The sequence below is a fragment of the Litorivicinus lipolyticus genome, from assembly GCF_009650135.1.
Classification (GTDB): Bacteria; Pseudomonadota; Gammaproteobacteria; order Pseudomonadales; family Litorivicinaceae; genus Litorivicinus; species Litorivicinus lipolyticus.
This window is the reverse complement of sequence record NZ_CP045871.1, coordinates 573,568-589,361: the sequence shown is the minus strand read 5'-3', so window position 1 is coordinate 589,361 and position 15,794 is coordinate 573,568. Positions and strand designations below refer to the sequence as shown.

Below are 15,794 nucleotides of genomic sequence, written 5' to 3'. Positions count from 1 at the left end.
ATGATTGAACTGACACACCGCGCCGCGCCTGGCACCTCAGTTAACGCTAATGCCGTGTTGACCATTCACCAACGCGTGCGCAGTCGCCAACGTATTAAGCTGTCCGACGGCCGCGAAGCGGGTTTGTTTGTTGGCCGCGGCGAGACACTGCGCGGCGGGGATCTGCTGACGGATGCGACCGGAATTGTGGTCGAAGTGGTCGCCGCGAACGAGCGCGTATCGACCGTCTCTGCCGACAGCGGGTTACTGCTGGCGCGGGTTTGCTATCACCTTGGCAACCGGCACGTGCCACTCGAGGTCGGCGTCAATTACGCCCGTTACCTGCACGACCATGTGCTGGACGACATGGTGCGCGGACTCGGCGCGACCATTGTCGTCCACGACCACCCCTTTGAACCCGAGGACGGCGCCTATGGCGGCACCTCGCACAGCCACGCCCATTCACACGAGCATTAAGGAATCGCAATGAAAACTCTGACGTCATTAGCAGCATTGGTTGCCACCCCCAAGGTATTCGCCCACGCCGGCGATCACGGTAGCCATATCTTCGCAACCCTGGGGCACTTGTTCAGCCAACCCGACCATTTAGTCATGGCCGCCGCCGGCGTGCTCGCCGGGCTGATTGCCGTGGTCCTTGTTCGCCGTCGTGCTTAACGACTTTCGGCTTTACCAACTGGTCAGCCCGAACCTACCCGTCGGTGCCTTTACCTACTCCCAAGGTTTGGAATGGGCGGTCGAAAGCGGTTGGATCACCGATGCTGACAGCCTGCGAGAGTGGCTTCAGTCTGTGCTTTGGCATGGCATCGCCCAGCTCGAACTGCCGGTGCTGATCCGCGCCATGGCGGCGACTCGGCGCGATGATCTGGATGCATTCAGCGACTGGACGGGCGAATTGACCGCCGCACGCGAAACCCGGGAGTTGCGGGCCGAAGAATCCCAGCGCGGAGCCGCCTTTGTGCGCCTACTCAAGGCCCTGCCGATTGAGCTGGAGGAAAGCTGGCTGCACGCCATCGCCAGTTCCCAGGTCGCCGCCATGGCCTATGCCGGTCACCAATGGTCGATTGCGCCGGAGGCACTTAGCCGCGGCTACCTTTGGGCATGGCTGGAAGGCGCAGTGGTCGCTGGCGTCAAACTGGTGCCGCTGGGACAAACCCAGGGCCAGCAACTGATGGCGCAACTGTCGGGCGAGCTGGACCGGGCCGTCACACACGCTTTTTCGGTCACCGATGAACAGGTCGGCTCGTCCAACCTGGCGCTTGCAATCGCCAGCAGCCTGCACGAAACCCAATACACGCGATTGTATCGCTCTTAACAAGGACCTCACATGACAGACATTAAAAACCCGCTGCGAATCGGCGTTGGTGGACCGGTTGGCTCCGGCAAAACCGCACTGCTCGAAGCGCTGTGCAAACGCCTGCGAGATCGTTACAGCCTGGCCCTGGTCACGAACGACATCTATACCCAAGAGGACGCGAAGATCTTGACCCGGGCCGAAGCGCTGGCAGCGGATCGAATCATCGGGGTCGAAACTGGCGGCTGCCCGCACACTGCCATTCGCGAAGACGCCTCGATGAACCTGGCCGCGGTTGACGAGCTGGCCCAGTTACACAAAGACCTCGACGTGGTGTTCGTCGAAAGCGGCGGCGACAACCTAAGCGCGACCTTTAGCCCAGAACTGGCGGACCTTACGATCTACGTGATTGACGTCGCCGAAGGCGAAAAGATCCCCCGCAAAGGCGGCCCCGGCATCACCAAATCAGACCTATTGATCATCAATAAAATCGACTTGGCGCCTTACGTTGGCGCCAGCCTTGAAGTCATGGCCAGCGACACCGACCGCATGCGCCCGACAAAACCCTGGACGTTCAGCAACCTAAAAACTGGCCAAGGCTTGGACACCATCGTTGACTTCATCGAACACCAGGGAATGCTGAGCATAAGTACAGGCAGAAAATCAACACCGGTATTAGTACTTTAATCCAAGGCGTTCCTGGGCCTCTTATTTAGACTGTGTAGCGCGCCTATCACTTCGCGGGCGCGCCATTGCCAAAGGACATCGCGCGTGAACGTTTTAATCTGCAGCAGCGACAACCGGCTAATCCGTCAATGGCTCCAAGCTTTGGAGCCTATCGCAACCGTTACCGCCGTTAGCAATCGTGGCCACCTGCATGCTGCGATCAGCGAGCACCAACCCAAATTAGTGCTATTTCATGTGGATGGCGACCACCACCGCATCGATCATGCGGTCGCCCTGATTTTATCCAACAGCGCAACGCCGATACTGGTGATGGACAATACGGTCAGCGATAACCATGGCATTGTGCTACTCAAAGCGGGCGTGCGCGGCTACACACAGGCGACCACCGATGCGCGGCTGTTGCAGGCCGCCGTCGCGGCAATCGGTCGTGGCGAGGCCTGGATCTCGCGGCGCCTGGTGCGCTTACTGGTCGACGACCTGGTTGATCGAAACGGCTACAACGCCGCCGACAACAGTCGCATGAGCATGCTGTCTGAACGCGAACGTGAGGTCGCCGAGATCGTCGCCGAAGGCGCCACCAACAAAGCGATTGCCGCCCGCTTAAATGTCACCGAACGCACCATCAAGGCGCACCTGACGGCGGCCTTTCGCAAAACCCAAACCCGAGACCGTTTAGAGCTAGCACTGTTGGTCAAAGGACAGCTTTCCGACAGCGAATTGACGTAGGGTTCCTGTGTTGTTATTGGTAATGACCCGGCATAAAGATCACACTGACTTTCTGTCACGTTTTTGAAGGTACTCGCTGTTGTCCGACGCGCATGAAACCTCGGAGCCCACCGGAACGCAGATGAAGTCGCGCGGTTTGGATATACCTGACCTTAGACGTTCCCTTGATGCCATGACGCCGAATGAATTGGCCGCTATTATTCCGCTGTACGAGCGTCAGCTTGCCTGTGCCGTGACCGCCAAGAACGTCGAGAAATCATTGCGCGTGGCGCGGATATTGGTCGAGCTGGGCGGTCGCCGGGTCAGCCACCTCAACCAAACAGCCCGCGAACAAAACAGCCGAATTCCGTCAAAGCGCTGACGAAAAAACCAGTCGTTAATCCCCAAGCACCGCCCAATGGTCCACACCAAATTGCAAAAAGCGACCAATATCACCGAAATGAACTATCTTTAATGTATCCGTTGCGGCAGTGTAGATCGGCTAATAACGTACAGCTTGGAGATTCACTATTGAGTTGGCAGTTTCGCGCCGCGCCTCCGATTGATCGGAACGCGCTTACCCGTATCACCCGCGCCCTTTCAGATACTTGCGCAAGCTTGACGCTGGAACGCGCCGAACACCGATTGACGGACGACACCCTGTTCCTGGCCCTCAATCGGATCGAGCACCGCCCTACCACCGTTGAACACCATTTGATGGCTATGGGCATCACTCGCCCCACCGCGCTGAAAAACCTGCGCGAATTGAAAGCCTGTGAATATGCCGAGCATCGCGATCAAGGTTGGTTTGGCACCCAAGCGTTGTCCGCCCGGGTCGACGCCGAGACACGCCCATTGACCCGCCAACTGAGCCGTGCTGGCGCGCTCGGCCTGACCATCGAAGCCAGTGCCGACGATGTCCTGCACGGATTTTTACGAACCGAGTTGTGGGCGCGCCAGGGCTTCTCGCCGCTGGCGGGCGCACGCCAACTTGGGTTCTTTCACCTACTACAGAGTTGCCACGACAACCCAGCGATAACCACCGAGCGCTACGAGGAGCTAGCGACCCGCCTACTGCCCGTCCACCAGAGTGATACGGTCAAACGCTGGGCCGCGCTGGACTGGATCAATTGCGAACGTGATAAGCCGGTACAGGTCAATCCTTTAGGTCACCAAATCGCTCGGCTGTACGCCGAACAACTGACCGGCAACATCCAAATCGCCTGTCAAAAACAACCCGAAACCGTCGCCTGAGTCCAGCAAGCCAGGCCTTATGACACTATAACTGACACCCACCGGACGAGCTATGCTGGCTAAGACGCGGTGCCGACCAAAAAATATTTGCATACATTGCCCACACGATTGATAGTTAGATCTTGGGAAAATCGCTAGCGTACTTGCCCCTTTTTTTAACGCTTTACTGTGATTGAGGAGCGGTCATTTTTAGCCCACTGAACGCCACTGACAAGCAATGGTACGTTAACGTCGTGCCCGCACCCGAGGACATCCACTGGGCCTTGGCGCGGGGGTATGTCGCAGCTTCCTATGCACGCAACCCGGCCATCGCCGATCCCTTCCGAACACTTGGGATGCGTGCACTGATGCTGGCCTCGCTCGAGCGCTGGGCGTTAAAAACCGACCAATTTTCGTTGGTGTCCGGTGCCAGTCGCCCGACCGCTCGCAAGCTGCTCAAAATTTACGCAGCCACGGGCCTGGCCTACGTGGTCGACGATGCCTGGTTTGCCTCTGATCTGATGATGTCGGCGCTAGATCAACCGACGCGAGCCCTAGTCGACCAAATCGAACAGTGCGATTGGCCGCGGACCGACCACGCCGACGCCTTTTCCCGTGCCGTGCGCCTGGGGTGGCTGCGTGCCGAATACGCCGGCACCCAGCGCCTAACGCCCGTCCACGGCCGCGCCCTATTTAGCCTGCTGCGACTGCACCTCAGCCACCATGGGGCCGATCGCCGACGCATTCGTAACGTTTTACAAGACCACAACGCCGCCATCGGCGAGGACTTGGAACCGGAGCTGCGGCGCTGGATTCTAAACGGCTGGGTTGAAACCAGTAGCGAGCATTTTTTCAACGATCGCTGGGTCGCGCTGACGCCGCTGGGGCAACGAATCGCCAGCGACTTTATCAACCTGCTTTACGACTGCATCTTGGAAGCCATTCGTATCCGGCCGCAGCGATAGCACAATTTTTATCGGTCATACTGCTTAATCAACGGGTGAGAATCCGAATGCATACGGTCATACTTATTTGATGAAAACTACAATTAAAATCGAACCCAGCTTTCGCCAGGCCCTAAGAGTAGCCGTCCAATTGGTGGCGCAAAGTAAAATTGATGGCACTGTATCGCAACGCCGCGACGCCATTGATCAAGTATTGAAGCTGTTAGAAATTGGTTGTGATCAGGGTTTTAGTATTGGTGGATTGACCGTCGCCCCGGGCACTACCTTGGATGGGCGGTTGGTAATTGACATCATGGCGGCGGTCGATTCACGACTGGCGACGTCGCCCGACTCACAAAAAACCGCCTAGCTGCGCCAACACTAACAGCACACTGGTGCTGACAGCCGACGCTAGCGTTGTCAGCACAATGATATTGGCCGCCAAGGTCGCATTGCCGCCAACGCCACGCACCATGACGTAGCTGGCCGCTGCCGTCGGCGCCGACGCCATCAAGATCACAATGCCCAATAACTGTTCGGACAACCCGGCCATCACCCCTAGCGCACCAATCAGCACCGGCACCCAAAACAATTTGGCAAAGCAAGCGAACACCGCATTCCACGAATCCGCGCGCAAACCGGCAAAGCTGAGACTGGCACCGGTGCACAGCAGCGCCAACGGCAGTGCCAACTGGGCTAAATAAGCGCCGGATTGGATTAGCACCGCAGGCAAACTGACTTGGGTGATTGAAAACGGCAAGGCCGATACGATCGCGATAATTAGGGGGTTCTTGACGATGCCGCTAACTGTGCCACGCAGCCCGCGGGCGCCATCAACCCAACGGTTGAGCGTCACCACCGACAATACGTTGTACAAAATCGTCACCAAGGCCAGGTAAATTGACGCCTGGGCCAACCCTTCAGTGCCATAGGCATTGACGCAATAAGCCAATCCGATAATGCCCATATTGGCGCGAAAGCTGGCTTGAATGACCACGCCACGATCCCGTGGTGGTTGGATCCAACGGCCCGCCACCCATTCCAGCAGCAACCACACCAAAAAGGTCCCGCCCACCCCGACCGCAATCATGCGCGGATCAAATGCGTCCTCGAATCGGGTCTGACTAATGCTCAAGAACAACACACAGGGAAGGGCCAACCGAAACACTAAGCTGGAGCCGGTTTCGACGAAACTGTCGTCGATCCAGCGGCGCCGGCGCAGCACCATGCCAAACACCAACACGATAAAAATCGGCGCGGTAATACCCAGGGCTAGCATGAATTGGGAAAACACGGTGGCTCCAACGGTTAAGGCACGCCTAGCATAGTGCTAGGACGGAGTATCAGGAAGTGCCGGCGGCACCAGCGCAGCCATCAGTAATTCATAGTGCGCACGTTTTAGCGCCGGCAGATCCAACACCGGTGGCTGGGCGACGTTGGCGGCAATCGATTGCTGCAATGCCAGCGCAACAATGGGCCCGACCAGCAGGGGCACCGAGCGCGTGATCGGCCGATCGGCAAAGGCGCCGGCGGCAACGCCTTCGGCCATCAATCCAAGCAGAGCCAGGTCCAGGGGGCCGCGTACTTCGGTCAAAAAATACGCCGCCAAATCCGGGTATTGGCGGGCGGTCTCGCTGACCACGGGCAACAGCGCCCCCATCGGCGATTCGAGCATGGCCGCGTAAAGCGTATCCAAGGTTTGCGCCAGCCGCTGCGGATAGTCCAGATCGCGGGCACTGCGCAACGCCTGAATTTCGCCGGCCGTGCGCACCGACAACGATTTCAAAACGGATTTATACAGGTCCGCCTTGCTATCGAAATACAGATACACCGCGGATTTGCTAACACCGGCCAAGCGCGCGACCTCGTCCAAGCGCATCCCGGCGTAGCCCTTGGACGTTAATACATCCAATGCCGATGCGCGAATGTCCGCCTCGCGGCGGGCGCGCAGTGCGTGATCGACGGGTTTGCCGGCTTGGGGCATCGCTTTAAACCTTTGTAACAGCAGTTGATCTTTGTTTCCCAATCACCATACTGCATTCACTGACTGGCCGGTCACTTAATTCAAGGTTTTGGTTTTATGCGCTTTTTTACCGCGATCCGCGATAACTTTCTGTGGTACTGCCTATCGGCCCTGATTTTAGCGGTGGGCGTCGGCGGTTTTCAGGTCATGGGCGCACTCAAGACCCCGGTCCAGGCCGAACCGCAACCGCGTCAAACACCCATTGTCAGCACCGTGATCGCCACCCCCATGAGCGCCCCATTGCCGGTCCGCGCCGATGGGTTTGTGCGCCCTTTCCGACAGGTTGCGGTGGCTGCACAGACCGGTGGCCGCGTCGTTTCGCTGCACCCGGCAATCGAGCAGCGTGCCCGGGTCGAGCGTGGCGAAACCTTAGCCCAGCTCGACGATCGCGTAGCGCGCGCCAACCTGGCCCGAGCCGAGGCCGATTTAGCCGGCAACCAAGCCAACCTGGCGCTACTGACTAAACAGTTGGCGCGGACCGAGTCCCTGTACCAGCAAGGCAGCGTCAGCTTGAATCAACTGGACCAGCTGGAAACCCAAGTCACCCAGGTTCGATCGGCCATTTTGAGCCTGAAAGCAGCCCGCCAAAGCGCGCAAGTGGCGGTCGATAACACTCGGATTGAGGCCCCATTCGCCGGTCGTGTGCTTGACCAAAGCGCCGAGCTAGGCGCCGTGTTGGGGGCCGGGCAAGCGGTGGCAACATTGTTTACCGACACCGCAATGGAGGTTGAGCTGTCGCTGACAAAAGCAGAAGCCGCGTTAATTCCGGATTTGATGGGCGCCGGCCAAGCCGCCGCCATAGTCGAATGGTCCGACCACCGCTATGCCGCTCGTGTCCAACGCGTCAGCCCGGCGATCAATGCCAAAACCCGGACACTCGGGGTTACCGTGCGCGTGCTTGATGCCATCAGCCCGAACGCCCCGGCACTTTTGGCCAATAGCTACGTCAAAGTGACCATTGACGGCCACGCAGTCAGCGACAGCGTGATGATTCCCAGCACCGCGTTGCGGGTGGGCAACCAAGTCTGGGTTGATCAGAACGGTAGCCTGAGGGTGCGCTCGGTCGAGGTCATTCACCGCGACCAAGAAATACTCTACGTGCGCGCTCCCGGCTTGGCCGGCCAAGCGGTCATCGTGTCGTCCTTGGATGGCGCCCGCGACGGCATGCCGGTTCGCGCCGAGCGCTCGAACGAACCCCAGTCGGGGGCTAACTAAGCGATGAATGGGCTGATTAAGTGGATGACCGAACACCCGGTCGCCGCCAACCTGAGCATGGTCTTTGTATTGGGCATCGGCATCATCAGCGCCGTCAAACTGCCCCAGCAGACCTTTCCTGAATTCACCCTGGACCAGATCTCGATCAGCGTGGTCTACCCTGGCGCCAGCCCACAAGAGATCGAGCAGAGCATCATCCGGCCGATTGAAGACCAATTGTCGAGCATTGACGGCGTCGATGAAATCACCGCGACCGCGTTCGAAGGCCGTGCCAGCGTCAACGTGGCGCTGAAACTGGGCGAGGATGTCAGCCAAAAGCTAGACGACGTCAAGGCCGAGATCGACCGCATCAGCGTGTTCCCAGAGGACGCCGAGGAACCCAGCGTGATCCAGGCCTCGAACCGTAGCCAGGTCCTGGAAATCACCGTCCACGGCTTTGTCGACGAAGCCGTATTAAAGCACCAAGCCGAGCGCCTGAAGGACGAGCTGTCCAAGCTCGACAGCCTCTCTTTCGTCCAGGTGTCGCGCACCCGCGACTATGAAATCTCTATTGAAATCGACCGCGATACGCTCGCGTCCTATGGCTTGACCCTCAATCAAGTCGCCCAAACGGTACGCGCCAACAGTCTCGAGTTACCCGGCGGTGACCTGCGCACCAACCAGCTGACCGTGCCGCTGCGCACGCTGGGACGCAATTTCACCGCCGCCGAGTTCGGTGACATCGTGTTGGTGTCCGGCGACAACGGAACGCGCGTCACCCTAAGCGACGTAGCCACCGTCATCGACGGATTCGAACAATCCGACTTGTCGGCACGCTTTGGCGATCGGCCCAGTGCCAGCGTCAACGTCTACCGCGTTGGCGACGAACAGGTATTGGCCATCGTTGACGACGTCAGCGCCTACTTGGACGCGGTCTTCATCCCCAGCCTGCCCAGTGGCATCGAAGCCACGATCTGGAATAACGAAGCCGAAGAACTGCAAAATCGCCTGGACCTGCTGATGTCCAACGCCATACTGGGGCTGGGTTTAGTGGTGCTGTGTCTGGCATTGTTTTTGGACTTACGGCTGTCGTTTTGGTCCGCCGTCGGCATCGGCGTCAGCTTCATGGGCGCCTTTGGGGTGATGGCACTGATGGACATGTCAATCAACATGATCAGTCTGTTTGGCTTCATCTTGGCGATCGGCATCGTCGTCGACAATGCGATTGTCGTGGGCGAGAACGTCTACCTCAACAACGAACAGGGCACCGGTGGCGTCGCCGCGTCGGTGCTGGGCACCCAGCGCGTCGCCATCCCGGTTATTTTCAGTGCACTGACCACGGTCGTGGCCTTTACGCCGTTGCTGCAATTGCCCGGCATATTGGGCAAGTTTTTGGGCGATATTCCCACCGTCGTCATCATTGTGCTGTTGCTGTCGCTGGCCCAATCGCTGTTGATACTGCCCCGCCACCTGTCCAGTTTGGACCTGCGTCCGCAGGCCAAAACCTTCTTTCTGGTGCGTTGGATGAACCGCGTGCGGGCCCCGATTGACCGCGGCCTTAAGGCCTTTATTAACGGACCGCTGGACGCCATGCTGCGCTTCGCGACCGCCCACACCTCGGTCCCAATCGCGCTCGTGGTCAGCATGATGGTGCTGACGGTGGGGGTTATGGCCCACGGCTACGTCAAGTTCAGCTTCTTTCCGGCGATCGAGGGCAAATTCGTCACGGCCGACATCGAAATGACCGATGGCACGACCTTTGAACGTACCCAAGCCTTGACCGACCGACTGCGCGCGGCCGCCTATCGCGCCGGGCTGACGCTGTCCGAGCAAGACGTCATCCCGGTGGTTGAAAACATTTACACCGTGATCGGCGAAGGCCCACGCGACGGTGGACCCGGTGGCGGCACTACCAACAGCGGCGCGGCGCTAGCGCATGTGGTTGTGCGCCTGAGTGACCCGGAAATCCGCACCGTGGCGACTGCCGACTTCGAACGTCTGTGGCGTGACGAAATTGGCGATGTACCCGGGGTTAAAAAGTTGGTACTGAGCGCCGACCTGGTTGACGCCGGTGCCGCCGTCGCCCTGGAAGCCTCGGTCGCTGACGGCCAAGACATCGCCCCGGTCATGGCCGACCTGCGCGCGGCTCTGGCCGACGTGCCGGGTATCTTTGACATTCGCGATGACAACTCGTCCGGCAAGCTGGAATACACGCTGTCACTGAAAGACAGCGCCCCCGCCTATGGCGTTCAGCTAAATGACCTGGCGACCCAAGTTCGCGGCGGTTTTTACGGCACCGAAGCGGCACGGGTTCAGCGCGGGCGTGACGATGTGCGCGTGTTCGTGCGCTACCCCGAGGACGAACGCAACACCCTGGATGACTTGTTAGAAAGCACCATTCGAACGCCGGCGGGTGATCTGATCCCGATCAGTGCCGTTGCTGACATTGAGCCGGGCACCAGCCCGACCCAGATCAACCGGCGCGATGGCCGCACCATCACGACAATGACCGCGGACGTTGACCTGAGCATCATTACCGGCCAGGAGGCCAACGACTTTTTGAGCCAAAACGTCATTCCGGACTTGCTCCAACGCTACCCGGGGTTGCAAATCGACTTTGGCGGCGAGCAGCGCACCCAAGGCGATGCCGGCGCCGCCCTGGGTCAAGCCTTCGCGGTTGCGATGTTTATTATCTTTGCGCTGTTGGCGCTCATTTTCCGCAGCTACGTGCAACCCATTGTGGTTATGTTCGCGATTCCACTGGGGCTGATCGGCGCCATCATGGGCCACCTGATCATGGGTATCGCGGTCGGTTTGCTCAGCATTTTCGGCATTATCGGACTGGCCGGCGTGGTCATCAACAACTCGCTGGTAATGGTCGACAAGTACAACGAGTACATCGCCGCCGGTTACGACGTTCAAACCGCCGTGGTCGAAGGCACCAAGTCCCGATTCAGGCCCATTCTACTGACCTCGCTGACGACCTTTTTGGGCATTTTCCCGCTGATCCTCGAAACCAGCCTGCAAGCTCAGTTCCTGATTCCGCTGGCCGTCAGTATCGGCTTTGGGGTGCTGTTTGGCACCATTATTATCTTGCTGTCGGTGCCAGCAGTGTTTATGGGCATCGCCAAGCTGCGCGGTCAAACCGCCGCCATCGCGGTCACCGACGCGGCGTCGCAACCCATTTAGGGGTGTCCGGCAAATCCGCCGTCGCCAGCCGATCCAAAAGGCCTGCCGGCGACGAGTCGGCCAGCAATAAATCGCGATGCGCAGGCTTCATGAATCCCTGGTCGGCTAGGTGCGCCACGAAATCGATCAGGCCCTGGTAAAAACCGCCAGCATTGACCACCCCTAATGGCTTTCGGTGCAACCCAAGCTGGGTCCAGGTCCAAATCTCGAACAATTCCTCGAGCGTACCCACACCCCCGGGCAAGGCAACAAAGGCATCGGACAAATCCGCCATACGCGCCTTTCGTGCGTGCATCGAATCGACCACTTCGAGCTGGGTTAGGCCGGGGTGGGCCAACTCTTTGTCCGCGAGGTATTCAGGAATAACCCCAATCACGCGCCCGCCCGCGCCCAAACACGCATCCGCGGTCGCCCCCATCAAGCCGACCGCAGCGCCGCCATAGACCAGTTCGATACCGCGTTGCGCCAAGGTTTCACCGAGGCTTCGGGCCAGCGCCAGGTAATCATCACCCAGACCCGGACTGGATCCACAAAATACACAGACTCGATTCATCAACGGCTCCTTGGTTTGGACCTATAGCCTACCCTAGCCGTCGGCAAAAGGGTTTGCATCCGAATGCACTGCGCTCTATCTTAACTAAAATAATGTCAGGCCATCCGATCCATGCGTAACCCCGTCCACGTCGTCCGTTTTGGCGAACTAAAACCCTGCCGCACCGCGTTTATCGACGCGCACACACCCGGCTCGGATCAAAAAGAAAACTTCACCATTATCGGCGGAGGGGTGTCGGAATCGGCCGATCAACACGTTCACCTTAGCGACCAGATCGGTTTCAACATTGGTGCCGCCGGACAACCGCCCAAGTGCAACAACTCGCTACACACCCACCGCACCGCCGAAGTGTTCTTTGTTCTGAAAGGCCGATGGCGTTTTTTTTGGGGCCAACACGGCAGCGCCGGCGAGGTGATTTTGAATGAAGGTGACATCTTTAACATCCCAACCCCGGTGTTTCGCGGATTTGAAAACGTCGGCGATGACTACGGCATGATCATGGCCGTCTTGGGCGGCGATGATGCCGGTGGTGGCGTGGTTTGGGCGCCGCATGTGCTGGCAGCGGCCGAGGCCCACGGACTGGTTTTGGGCGATAACGGTCGGCTATACGATCGCCAACTGGATGAAACTCTGCCGCCTGGGGTGGCCCCGATAACGCCGCTGACCGAGCAACAACTGACCGCCTTTCCCGAGCTGCCTAACGCAGCCGTCGTACCCCATTACGTCAAACGCTATTGGGACTTAATGGCCTTGTCCGATCACCAGCCCTGCCCTGTCATTGGCGCTGGTGCGCTGATCCATGACCGGCCTGGATTCGAGGTCGATTTCGTCAGCCGCGGATCGCTAACATCGGCCTACCAGTCCGACCGCCCCGAGGTATTGATGGGTATGCGTGGACACTGGAAACTGACGGTGGATGGCACCGACACCCTAATTAACCCCGGCGACACGGTACTGGTCGACGCCGGCGCCAGCCGTACACTGGTGCCCGCCGTCAGCGGCGAGGCCAGCCTGTACCGCGTGCGCCCGACCGAGGACCCCGCCGGGCCGACGCTCGGTTTTTAACCCCTAGCGAAACACATAGCCCAAGGGCACCACGGCTCGGTATACTGCGGCGCATCAAAAACACGGGCTTGAACATGAAACTACGCACCCTGCTGGACGCCAAACTGCACCGAGTCACCGTGACCGCCGCCGAGCTGCATTACATTGGGTCCTGCGCCATCGACGCTGACTTGCTGCAGGCCGCCGGCATGGTCGAGCATGAGCGCATCGACATCTGGAATTTGAACAACGGCGAACGCTTCTCGACCTATGCAATCGAGGCGCCAGCCGGATCCGGGGTGATTTCAGTCAACGGCTCGGCAGCACGCAAAGCCGAAGTCGGCGACTTGCTGATCATCGCCAGCTTTTGCCAACTCACCGAAGACGAGCTGTCCAAGCACACACCCGCCAAGGTTTTTGTCGACGAGCGCAATCGACAGATTTCGGAGGTCGATGCCCTCGCCCGTCAGGGTGTCACGAACTAGCTGCCACGGTAGGTTGAGTAACCATAGCTGCTGACCAACAGCGGCACGTGGTAATGACTCTGATCATAAACACTGAACCGAATCGGAACCTGGGTCAGGTAACGATCCGTGCCACCGGTCGAGGCCAAGTAAGCGCCCGCTTCGAACACGATTTCATATTCGCCCAGAGCCGTCTCGGGGTCGTTAAACAAGCCACCGTCGACGCGTCCGTCGTCGTTGGTGGTGAAACGACCTAACTCGACACGCTCGCCGGCGTTAATTTTGAATAGGGTTAATCCGAGTCCGCGGGCCGGTGTGCCCAAAGCGGTATCCAGTGCGTGTGTCGACAGTGAAGCCATGCGATGTTCCTTACGAAGGTAAATAGGTTTGTGAGGGATGTTGGGCCATGCGCTCGGCCAAGAAGTCCAGCAACAGGCCAATTTTTGCCGGCCGGTGTTCCCGGTCCGGCATCAGCGCATTGATGCGCAGGCCTTTTGGCTCGAACCCTTCCAGCACCGGCACCAAGGCCCCACTGCTGAGGTCGCCGTGCAAATTCCAAACCGACTGCTGAACCAGACCAAGGCCGGCTTTGGCCCAGCTGGCCAGCACGCCGGAGGCCGAAGCATCCATCGACCCACCGACTTTTTCGTATAATCGGTCCGCCCCGTGCTGGTACTGCCATTGGAATTGGCGCGAACCATGAAAGCGCAACAGCAAGCAGTTGTGTTCGGTCAGGTCAGCGACGCTGTCCGGCGTGCCCTGACCCGCCAAATAGTCCGGCGACCCACAGGTCACCCAGCGGTCCAGCGCCAGTGGCCGCAAGACCCAGGACGAAGCCTCGGGGTAGCCGTGACGAATCGCCAAGTCCAACGATTCATCGATGATATTAACGACCCGGTCGGCAATGTGTAGGCGAATATCAACGCTTGGATACAGCAGCCGAAATTCCGCCAGCAGCGGTGCGATCACCTCGCGGCCCAACACATCCGGTGCCGTAACCTTGATCACACCCTGTGGCGCGTTTTGCATTTCCTCAAGCTGATCCAGCGCTGCGCGCATGCGCGCAACCACCTCGCGACAGGCATGGTAGTAAACTTGACCGGCTTCGGTGGTGACCACGCTGCGGGTGGTGCGGTTTAAAAGCCGTAGTCCAAGGCGCTCTTCAAGGCGCGCAATGCGCGCACTGATGACCGCAGTGGACACCCGCAGCGCCCGGCCCGCATCCGAAAAACTACCGTGCTCGACGACTTCGCAGAACACCTGTTCATCGTCGATTCGGTGCATTTACTGGGCCTGAATCCAAAGGCCCAGCGCACGTCGTTCAGCCTCGGTCATGCCGCTGGCATTGCCCATCGGCATAGCCTGGGAGGCGACTGCCTGGGCATAGATCGAGTCTTTGTTTTTGATAATGCTGTCCAGTGTGTGCAGCTGCACGCCCTTCATGGCCGCCGCCAAAACCGGGCCGTGGCAGGCAACACAATGGGTCTGGACAAGAGCCACGGCCTCGGCGTCCGAGATCACCGCTTCACCCGCTTCAAGCTGGGCCGGTGGTACATACAACACCCACGCCAACACAACGGTCAGCACGCCGGCGACCGGCCACTGCCACTGACGCGCAACGCCAGAACGGCCTTCGTGGCCAAAGTTGAACCACGAACGGATGGTCGCGCCAATCAAAATGACCAAACCGACCACCAACCACAGCGCATCGATGCCGTAGGTCATGGGGTAGTGGTTGGACAGCATCATGAACAACACCGGCAAGGTCAGGTAGTTATTAAAGGTTGAACGTTGCTTAGCAATTTTGCCGTAGATCGGGTCGGCTTTACCGCCCGCTTTGAGTGTCGCGACGACCTTTTTCTGGTTCGGAATGATGATGAAAAAGACGTTGCCCGTCATCCAGGTCGCGATCATCGCGCCGACGTGCAGCAAGGTGGCCCGAGCACTAAAGATCTCGCTGTAAGCCCAACCCGATGCCATCAAAAATACGAACAATATCGCCGCCAGCACCCACAGATTTTCACCCAATTTGGATTTGCACAGCTGATCGAAAAACACCCAACCGCCGACCAGCGACGCGATGCTGATACCGATCGCTTGCATCGCCGATAAATCGGCCACCGCCGTGTCGACTAGGTAGGTATTAGCGCCGTAATAGTAGGTCACCGCCAACAAGCAAAATCCGGACAACCAGGTAAAATAGCTTTCATGTTTGAACCAGTGCAGCTCTTCGGGCATCCGCTCCGGCGCCACCAGGTATTTCTGGACGTGATAGAAGCCACCCCCATGGACGCTCCAGCTTTCACCGTGAGCACCTTTGGGCAGTCCTTCACGTTTACGCAGCGACAAGTCCAGCCATACAAAGTAGAACGAGCTACCAATCCAGGCGATCGCGGTGATTACGTGCAACCAACGCAGCAGCAAGCTTGCCCACTCCATTATGTATGCCGTCATGGGCAAGACCTCT

General features: G+C 58.9%; 19 protein-coding genes. 13 read left to right on the top strand and 6 right to left on the bottom strand.

Annotated features, from left to right (window positions below; translation table 11 throughout):
* The 9 genes from ureE to GH975_RS02970 all read left to right on the top strand — a co-directional run bounded on the left by ureE (window position 1) and on the right by GH975_RS02970 (window position 5,230).
* Window positions 1–456: an urease accessory protein UreE gene (gene ureE / locus GH975_RS03010; RefSeq protein ID WP_153713096.1), complete on the top strand. Its 456-nt coding sequence runs from the start codon at window positions 1–3 to the stop codon at window positions 454–456.
* 9 nt (window positions 457–465) lie between these two features.
* Entirely contained in the window at window positions 466–654 is a 189-nt protein-coding gene (locus GH975_RS03005) for a hypothetical protein (protein WP_153713095.1), read from the top strand.
* Window positions 623–1,312, top strand: coding sequence for an urease accessory protein UreF (locus tag GH975_RS03000; RefSeq protein ID WP_246164754.1), 690 nt, complete (start codon window positions 623–625; stop codon window positions 1,310–1,312). Before GH975_RS03005 ends, GH975_RS03000 begins: the two co-directional genes overlap by 32 nt.
* 12 nt (window positions 1,313–1,324) lie before the next feature.
* The gene (gene ureG, locus GH975_RS02995) at window positions 1,325–1,978 is read left to right on the top strand and encodes an urease accessory protein UreG (RefSeq protein WP_153713093.1); all 654 of its coding nucleotides are present in this window, start codon (window positions 1,325–1,327) and stop codon (window positions 1,976–1,978) included.
* A gap of 84 nt (window positions 1,979–2,062) precedes the next feature.
* Entirely contained in the window at window positions 2,063–2,704 is a 642-nt protein-coding gene (locus GH975_RS12095) for a response regulator transcription factor (protein ID WP_153713092.1), read from the top strand.
* 121 nt (window positions 2,705–2,825) lie between these two features.
* Complete coding sequence (locus GH975_RS02985) at window positions 2,826–3,065, top strand: hypothetical protein (protein WP_153713091.1); 240 nt, start codon at window positions 2,826–2,828, stop codon at window positions 3,063–3,065.
* A gap of 149 nt (window positions 3,066–3,214) precedes the next feature.
* The gene (locus GH975_RS02980) at window positions 3,215–3,937 is read left to right on the top strand and encodes a hypothetical protein (protein WP_153713090.1); all 723 of its coding nucleotides are present in this window, start codon (window positions 3,215–3,217) and stop codon (window positions 3,935–3,937) included.
* A gap of 233 nt (window positions 3,938–4,170) precedes the next feature.
* Entirely contained in the window at window positions 4,171–4,881 is a 711-nt protein-coding gene (locus GH975_RS02975) for a hypothetical protein (protein WP_153713089.1), read from the top strand.
* 70 nt (window positions 4,882–4,951) lie between these two features.
* Window positions 4,952–5,230 (top strand): hypothetical protein, encoded by a 279-nt coding sequence (locus GH975_RS02970; protein WP_153713088.1) that lies wholly within the window; start codon window positions 4,952–4,954, stop codon window positions 5,228–5,230.
* Here GH975_RS02970 and GH975_RS02965 read toward each other — a convergent pair.
* Together GH975_RS02965 and GH975_RS02960 are read right to left on the bottom strand one after the other, a co-directional pair.
* A complete protein-coding gene (locus tag GH975_RS02965; protein ID WP_246164753.1) occupies window positions 5,213–6,154 on the bottom strand; it encodes an AEC family transporter in 942 nt (313 codons plus the stop codon). The two genes, GH975_RS02970 and GH975_RS02965, sit on opposite strands and share 18 nt — an antisense overlap.
* A 36-nt stretch (window positions 6,155–6,190) precedes the next feature.
* Entirely contained in the window at window positions 6,191–6,844 is a 654-nt protein-coding gene (locus tag GH975_RS02960; RefSeq protein WP_153713087.1) for a TetR/AcrR family transcriptional regulator, read from the bottom strand.
* Window positions 6,845–6,940: 96 nt separating this feature from the next.
* Between GH975_RS02960 and GH975_RS02955 the strand changes: the two genes are divergently transcribed.
* Window positions 6,941–8,098, top strand: a complete 1,158-nt coding sequence (locus GH975_RS02955) for an efflux RND transporter periplasmic adaptor subunit (protein ID WP_153713086.1) — start codon at window positions 6,941–6,943, stop codon at window positions 8,096–8,098.
* A 3-nt stretch (window positions 8,099–8,101) separates the two neighbouring features.
* Complete coding sequence (locus GH975_RS02950; RefSeq protein ID WP_153713085.1) at window positions 8,102–11,266, top strand: efflux RND transporter permease subunit; 3,165 nt, start codon at window positions 8,102–8,104, stop codon at window positions 11,264–11,266.
* On the opposite strand, the gene GH975_RS02945 is transcribed toward GH975_RS02950, so the two are convergent.
* Window positions 11,238–11,819, bottom strand: coding sequence for an LOG family protein (locus GH975_RS02945; RefSeq protein ID WP_153713084.1), 582 nt, complete (start codon window positions 11,817–11,819; stop codon window positions 11,238–11,240). The genes GH975_RS02950 and GH975_RS02945 overlap by 29 nt on opposite strands.
* A 111-nt stretch (window positions 11,820–11,930) precedes the next feature.
* On the opposite strand from GH975_RS02945, the gene GH975_RS02940 reads away from it, so the two are divergent.
* Window positions 11,931–12,884, top strand: coding sequence for a cupin domain-containing protein (locus GH975_RS02940; protein ID WP_153713083.1), 954 nt, complete (start codon window positions 11,931–11,933; stop codon window positions 12,882–12,884).
* A gap of 74 nt (window positions 12,885–12,958) precedes the next feature.
* A complete protein-coding gene (gene panD / locus GH975_RS02935) occupies window positions 12,959–13,348 on the top strand; it encodes an aspartate 1-decarboxylase (protein ID WP_153713082.1) in 390 nt (129 codons plus the stop codon).
* Here panD and uraH read toward each other — a convergent pair.
* Genes uraH through GH975_RS02920 form a run of 3 tightly spaced genes read right to left on the bottom strand, consistent with a single transcriptional unit; the run spans window position 13,345 to window position 15,766 of the window.
* Entirely contained in the window at window positions 13,345–13,686 is a 342-nt protein-coding gene (gene uraH / locus GH975_RS02930; protein ID WP_153713081.1) for a hydroxyisourate hydrolase, read from the bottom strand. The genes panD and uraH overlap by 4 nt on opposite strands.
* A 10-nt stretch (window positions 13,687–13,696) precedes the next feature.
* Window positions 13,697–14,611, bottom strand: coding sequence for a LysR family transcriptional regulator (locus GH975_RS02925; protein WP_153713080.1), 915 nt, complete (start codon window positions 14,609–14,611; stop codon window positions 13,697–13,699).
* Window positions 14,612–15,766 (bottom strand): urate hydroxylase PuuD, encoded by a 1,155-nt coding sequence (locus GH975_RS02920; protein WP_246164752.1) that lies wholly within the window; start codon window positions 15,764–15,766, stop codon window positions 14,612–14,614.
* Window positions 15,767–15,794: the final 28 nt, after the last annotated feature.

Coding starts and splice junctions, on each gene's coding strand:
- ureE (WP_153713096.1), top strand. CDS start 1: ATGATTGAACTGACACACCGCGCCGCGCCTGGCACCTCAGTTAACGCT.
- GH975_RS03005 (WP_153713095.1), top strand. CDS start 466: ATGAAAACTCTGACGTCATTAGCAGCATTGGTTGCCACCCCCAAGGTA.
- ureG (WP_153713093.1), top strand. CDS start 1,325: ATGACAGACATTAAAAACCCGCTGCGAATCGGCGTTGGTGGACCGGTT.
- GH975_RS02985 (WP_153713091.1), top strand. CDS start 2,826: ATGAAGTCGCGCGGTTTGGATATACCTGACCTTAGACGTTCCCTTGAT.
- GH975_RS02970 (WP_153713088.1), top strand. CDS start 4,952: ATGAAAACTACAATTAAAATCGAACCCAGCTTTCGCCAGGCCCTAAGA.
- GH975_RS02960 (WP_153713087.1), bottom strand. CDS start 6,844: ATGCCCCAAGCCGGCAAACCCGTCGATCACGCACTGCGCGCCCGCCGC.
- GH975_RS02955 (WP_153713086.1), top strand. CDS start 6,941: ATGCGCTTTTTTACCGCGATCCGCGATAACTTTCTGTGGTACTGCCTA.
- GH975_RS02950 (WP_153713085.1), top strand. CDS start 8,102: ATGAATGGGCTGATTAAGTGGATGACCGAACACCCGGTCGCCGCCAAC.
- GH975_RS02945 (WP_153713084.1), bottom strand. CDS start 11,819: ATGAATCGAGTCTGTGTATTTTGTGGATCCAGTCCGGGTCTGGGTGAT.
- GH975_RS02940 (WP_153713083.1), top strand. CDS start 11,931: ATGCGTAACCCCGTCCACGTCGTCCGTTTTGGCGAACTAAAACCCTGC.
- panD (WP_153713082.1), top strand. CDS start 12,959: ATGAAACTACGCACCCTGCTGGACGCCAAACTGCACCGAGTCACCGTG.
- uraH (WP_153713081.1), bottom strand. CDS start 13,686: ATGGCTTCACTGTCGACACACGCACTGGATACCGCTTTGGGCACACCG.
- GH975_RS02925 (WP_153713080.1), bottom strand. CDS start 14,611: ATGCACCGAATCGACGATGAACAGGTGTTCTGCGAAGTCGTCGAGCAC.
- GH975_RS02920 (WP_246164752.1), bottom strand. CDS start 15,766: ATGGAGTGGGCAAGCTTGCTGCTGCGTTGGTTGCACGTAATCACCGCG.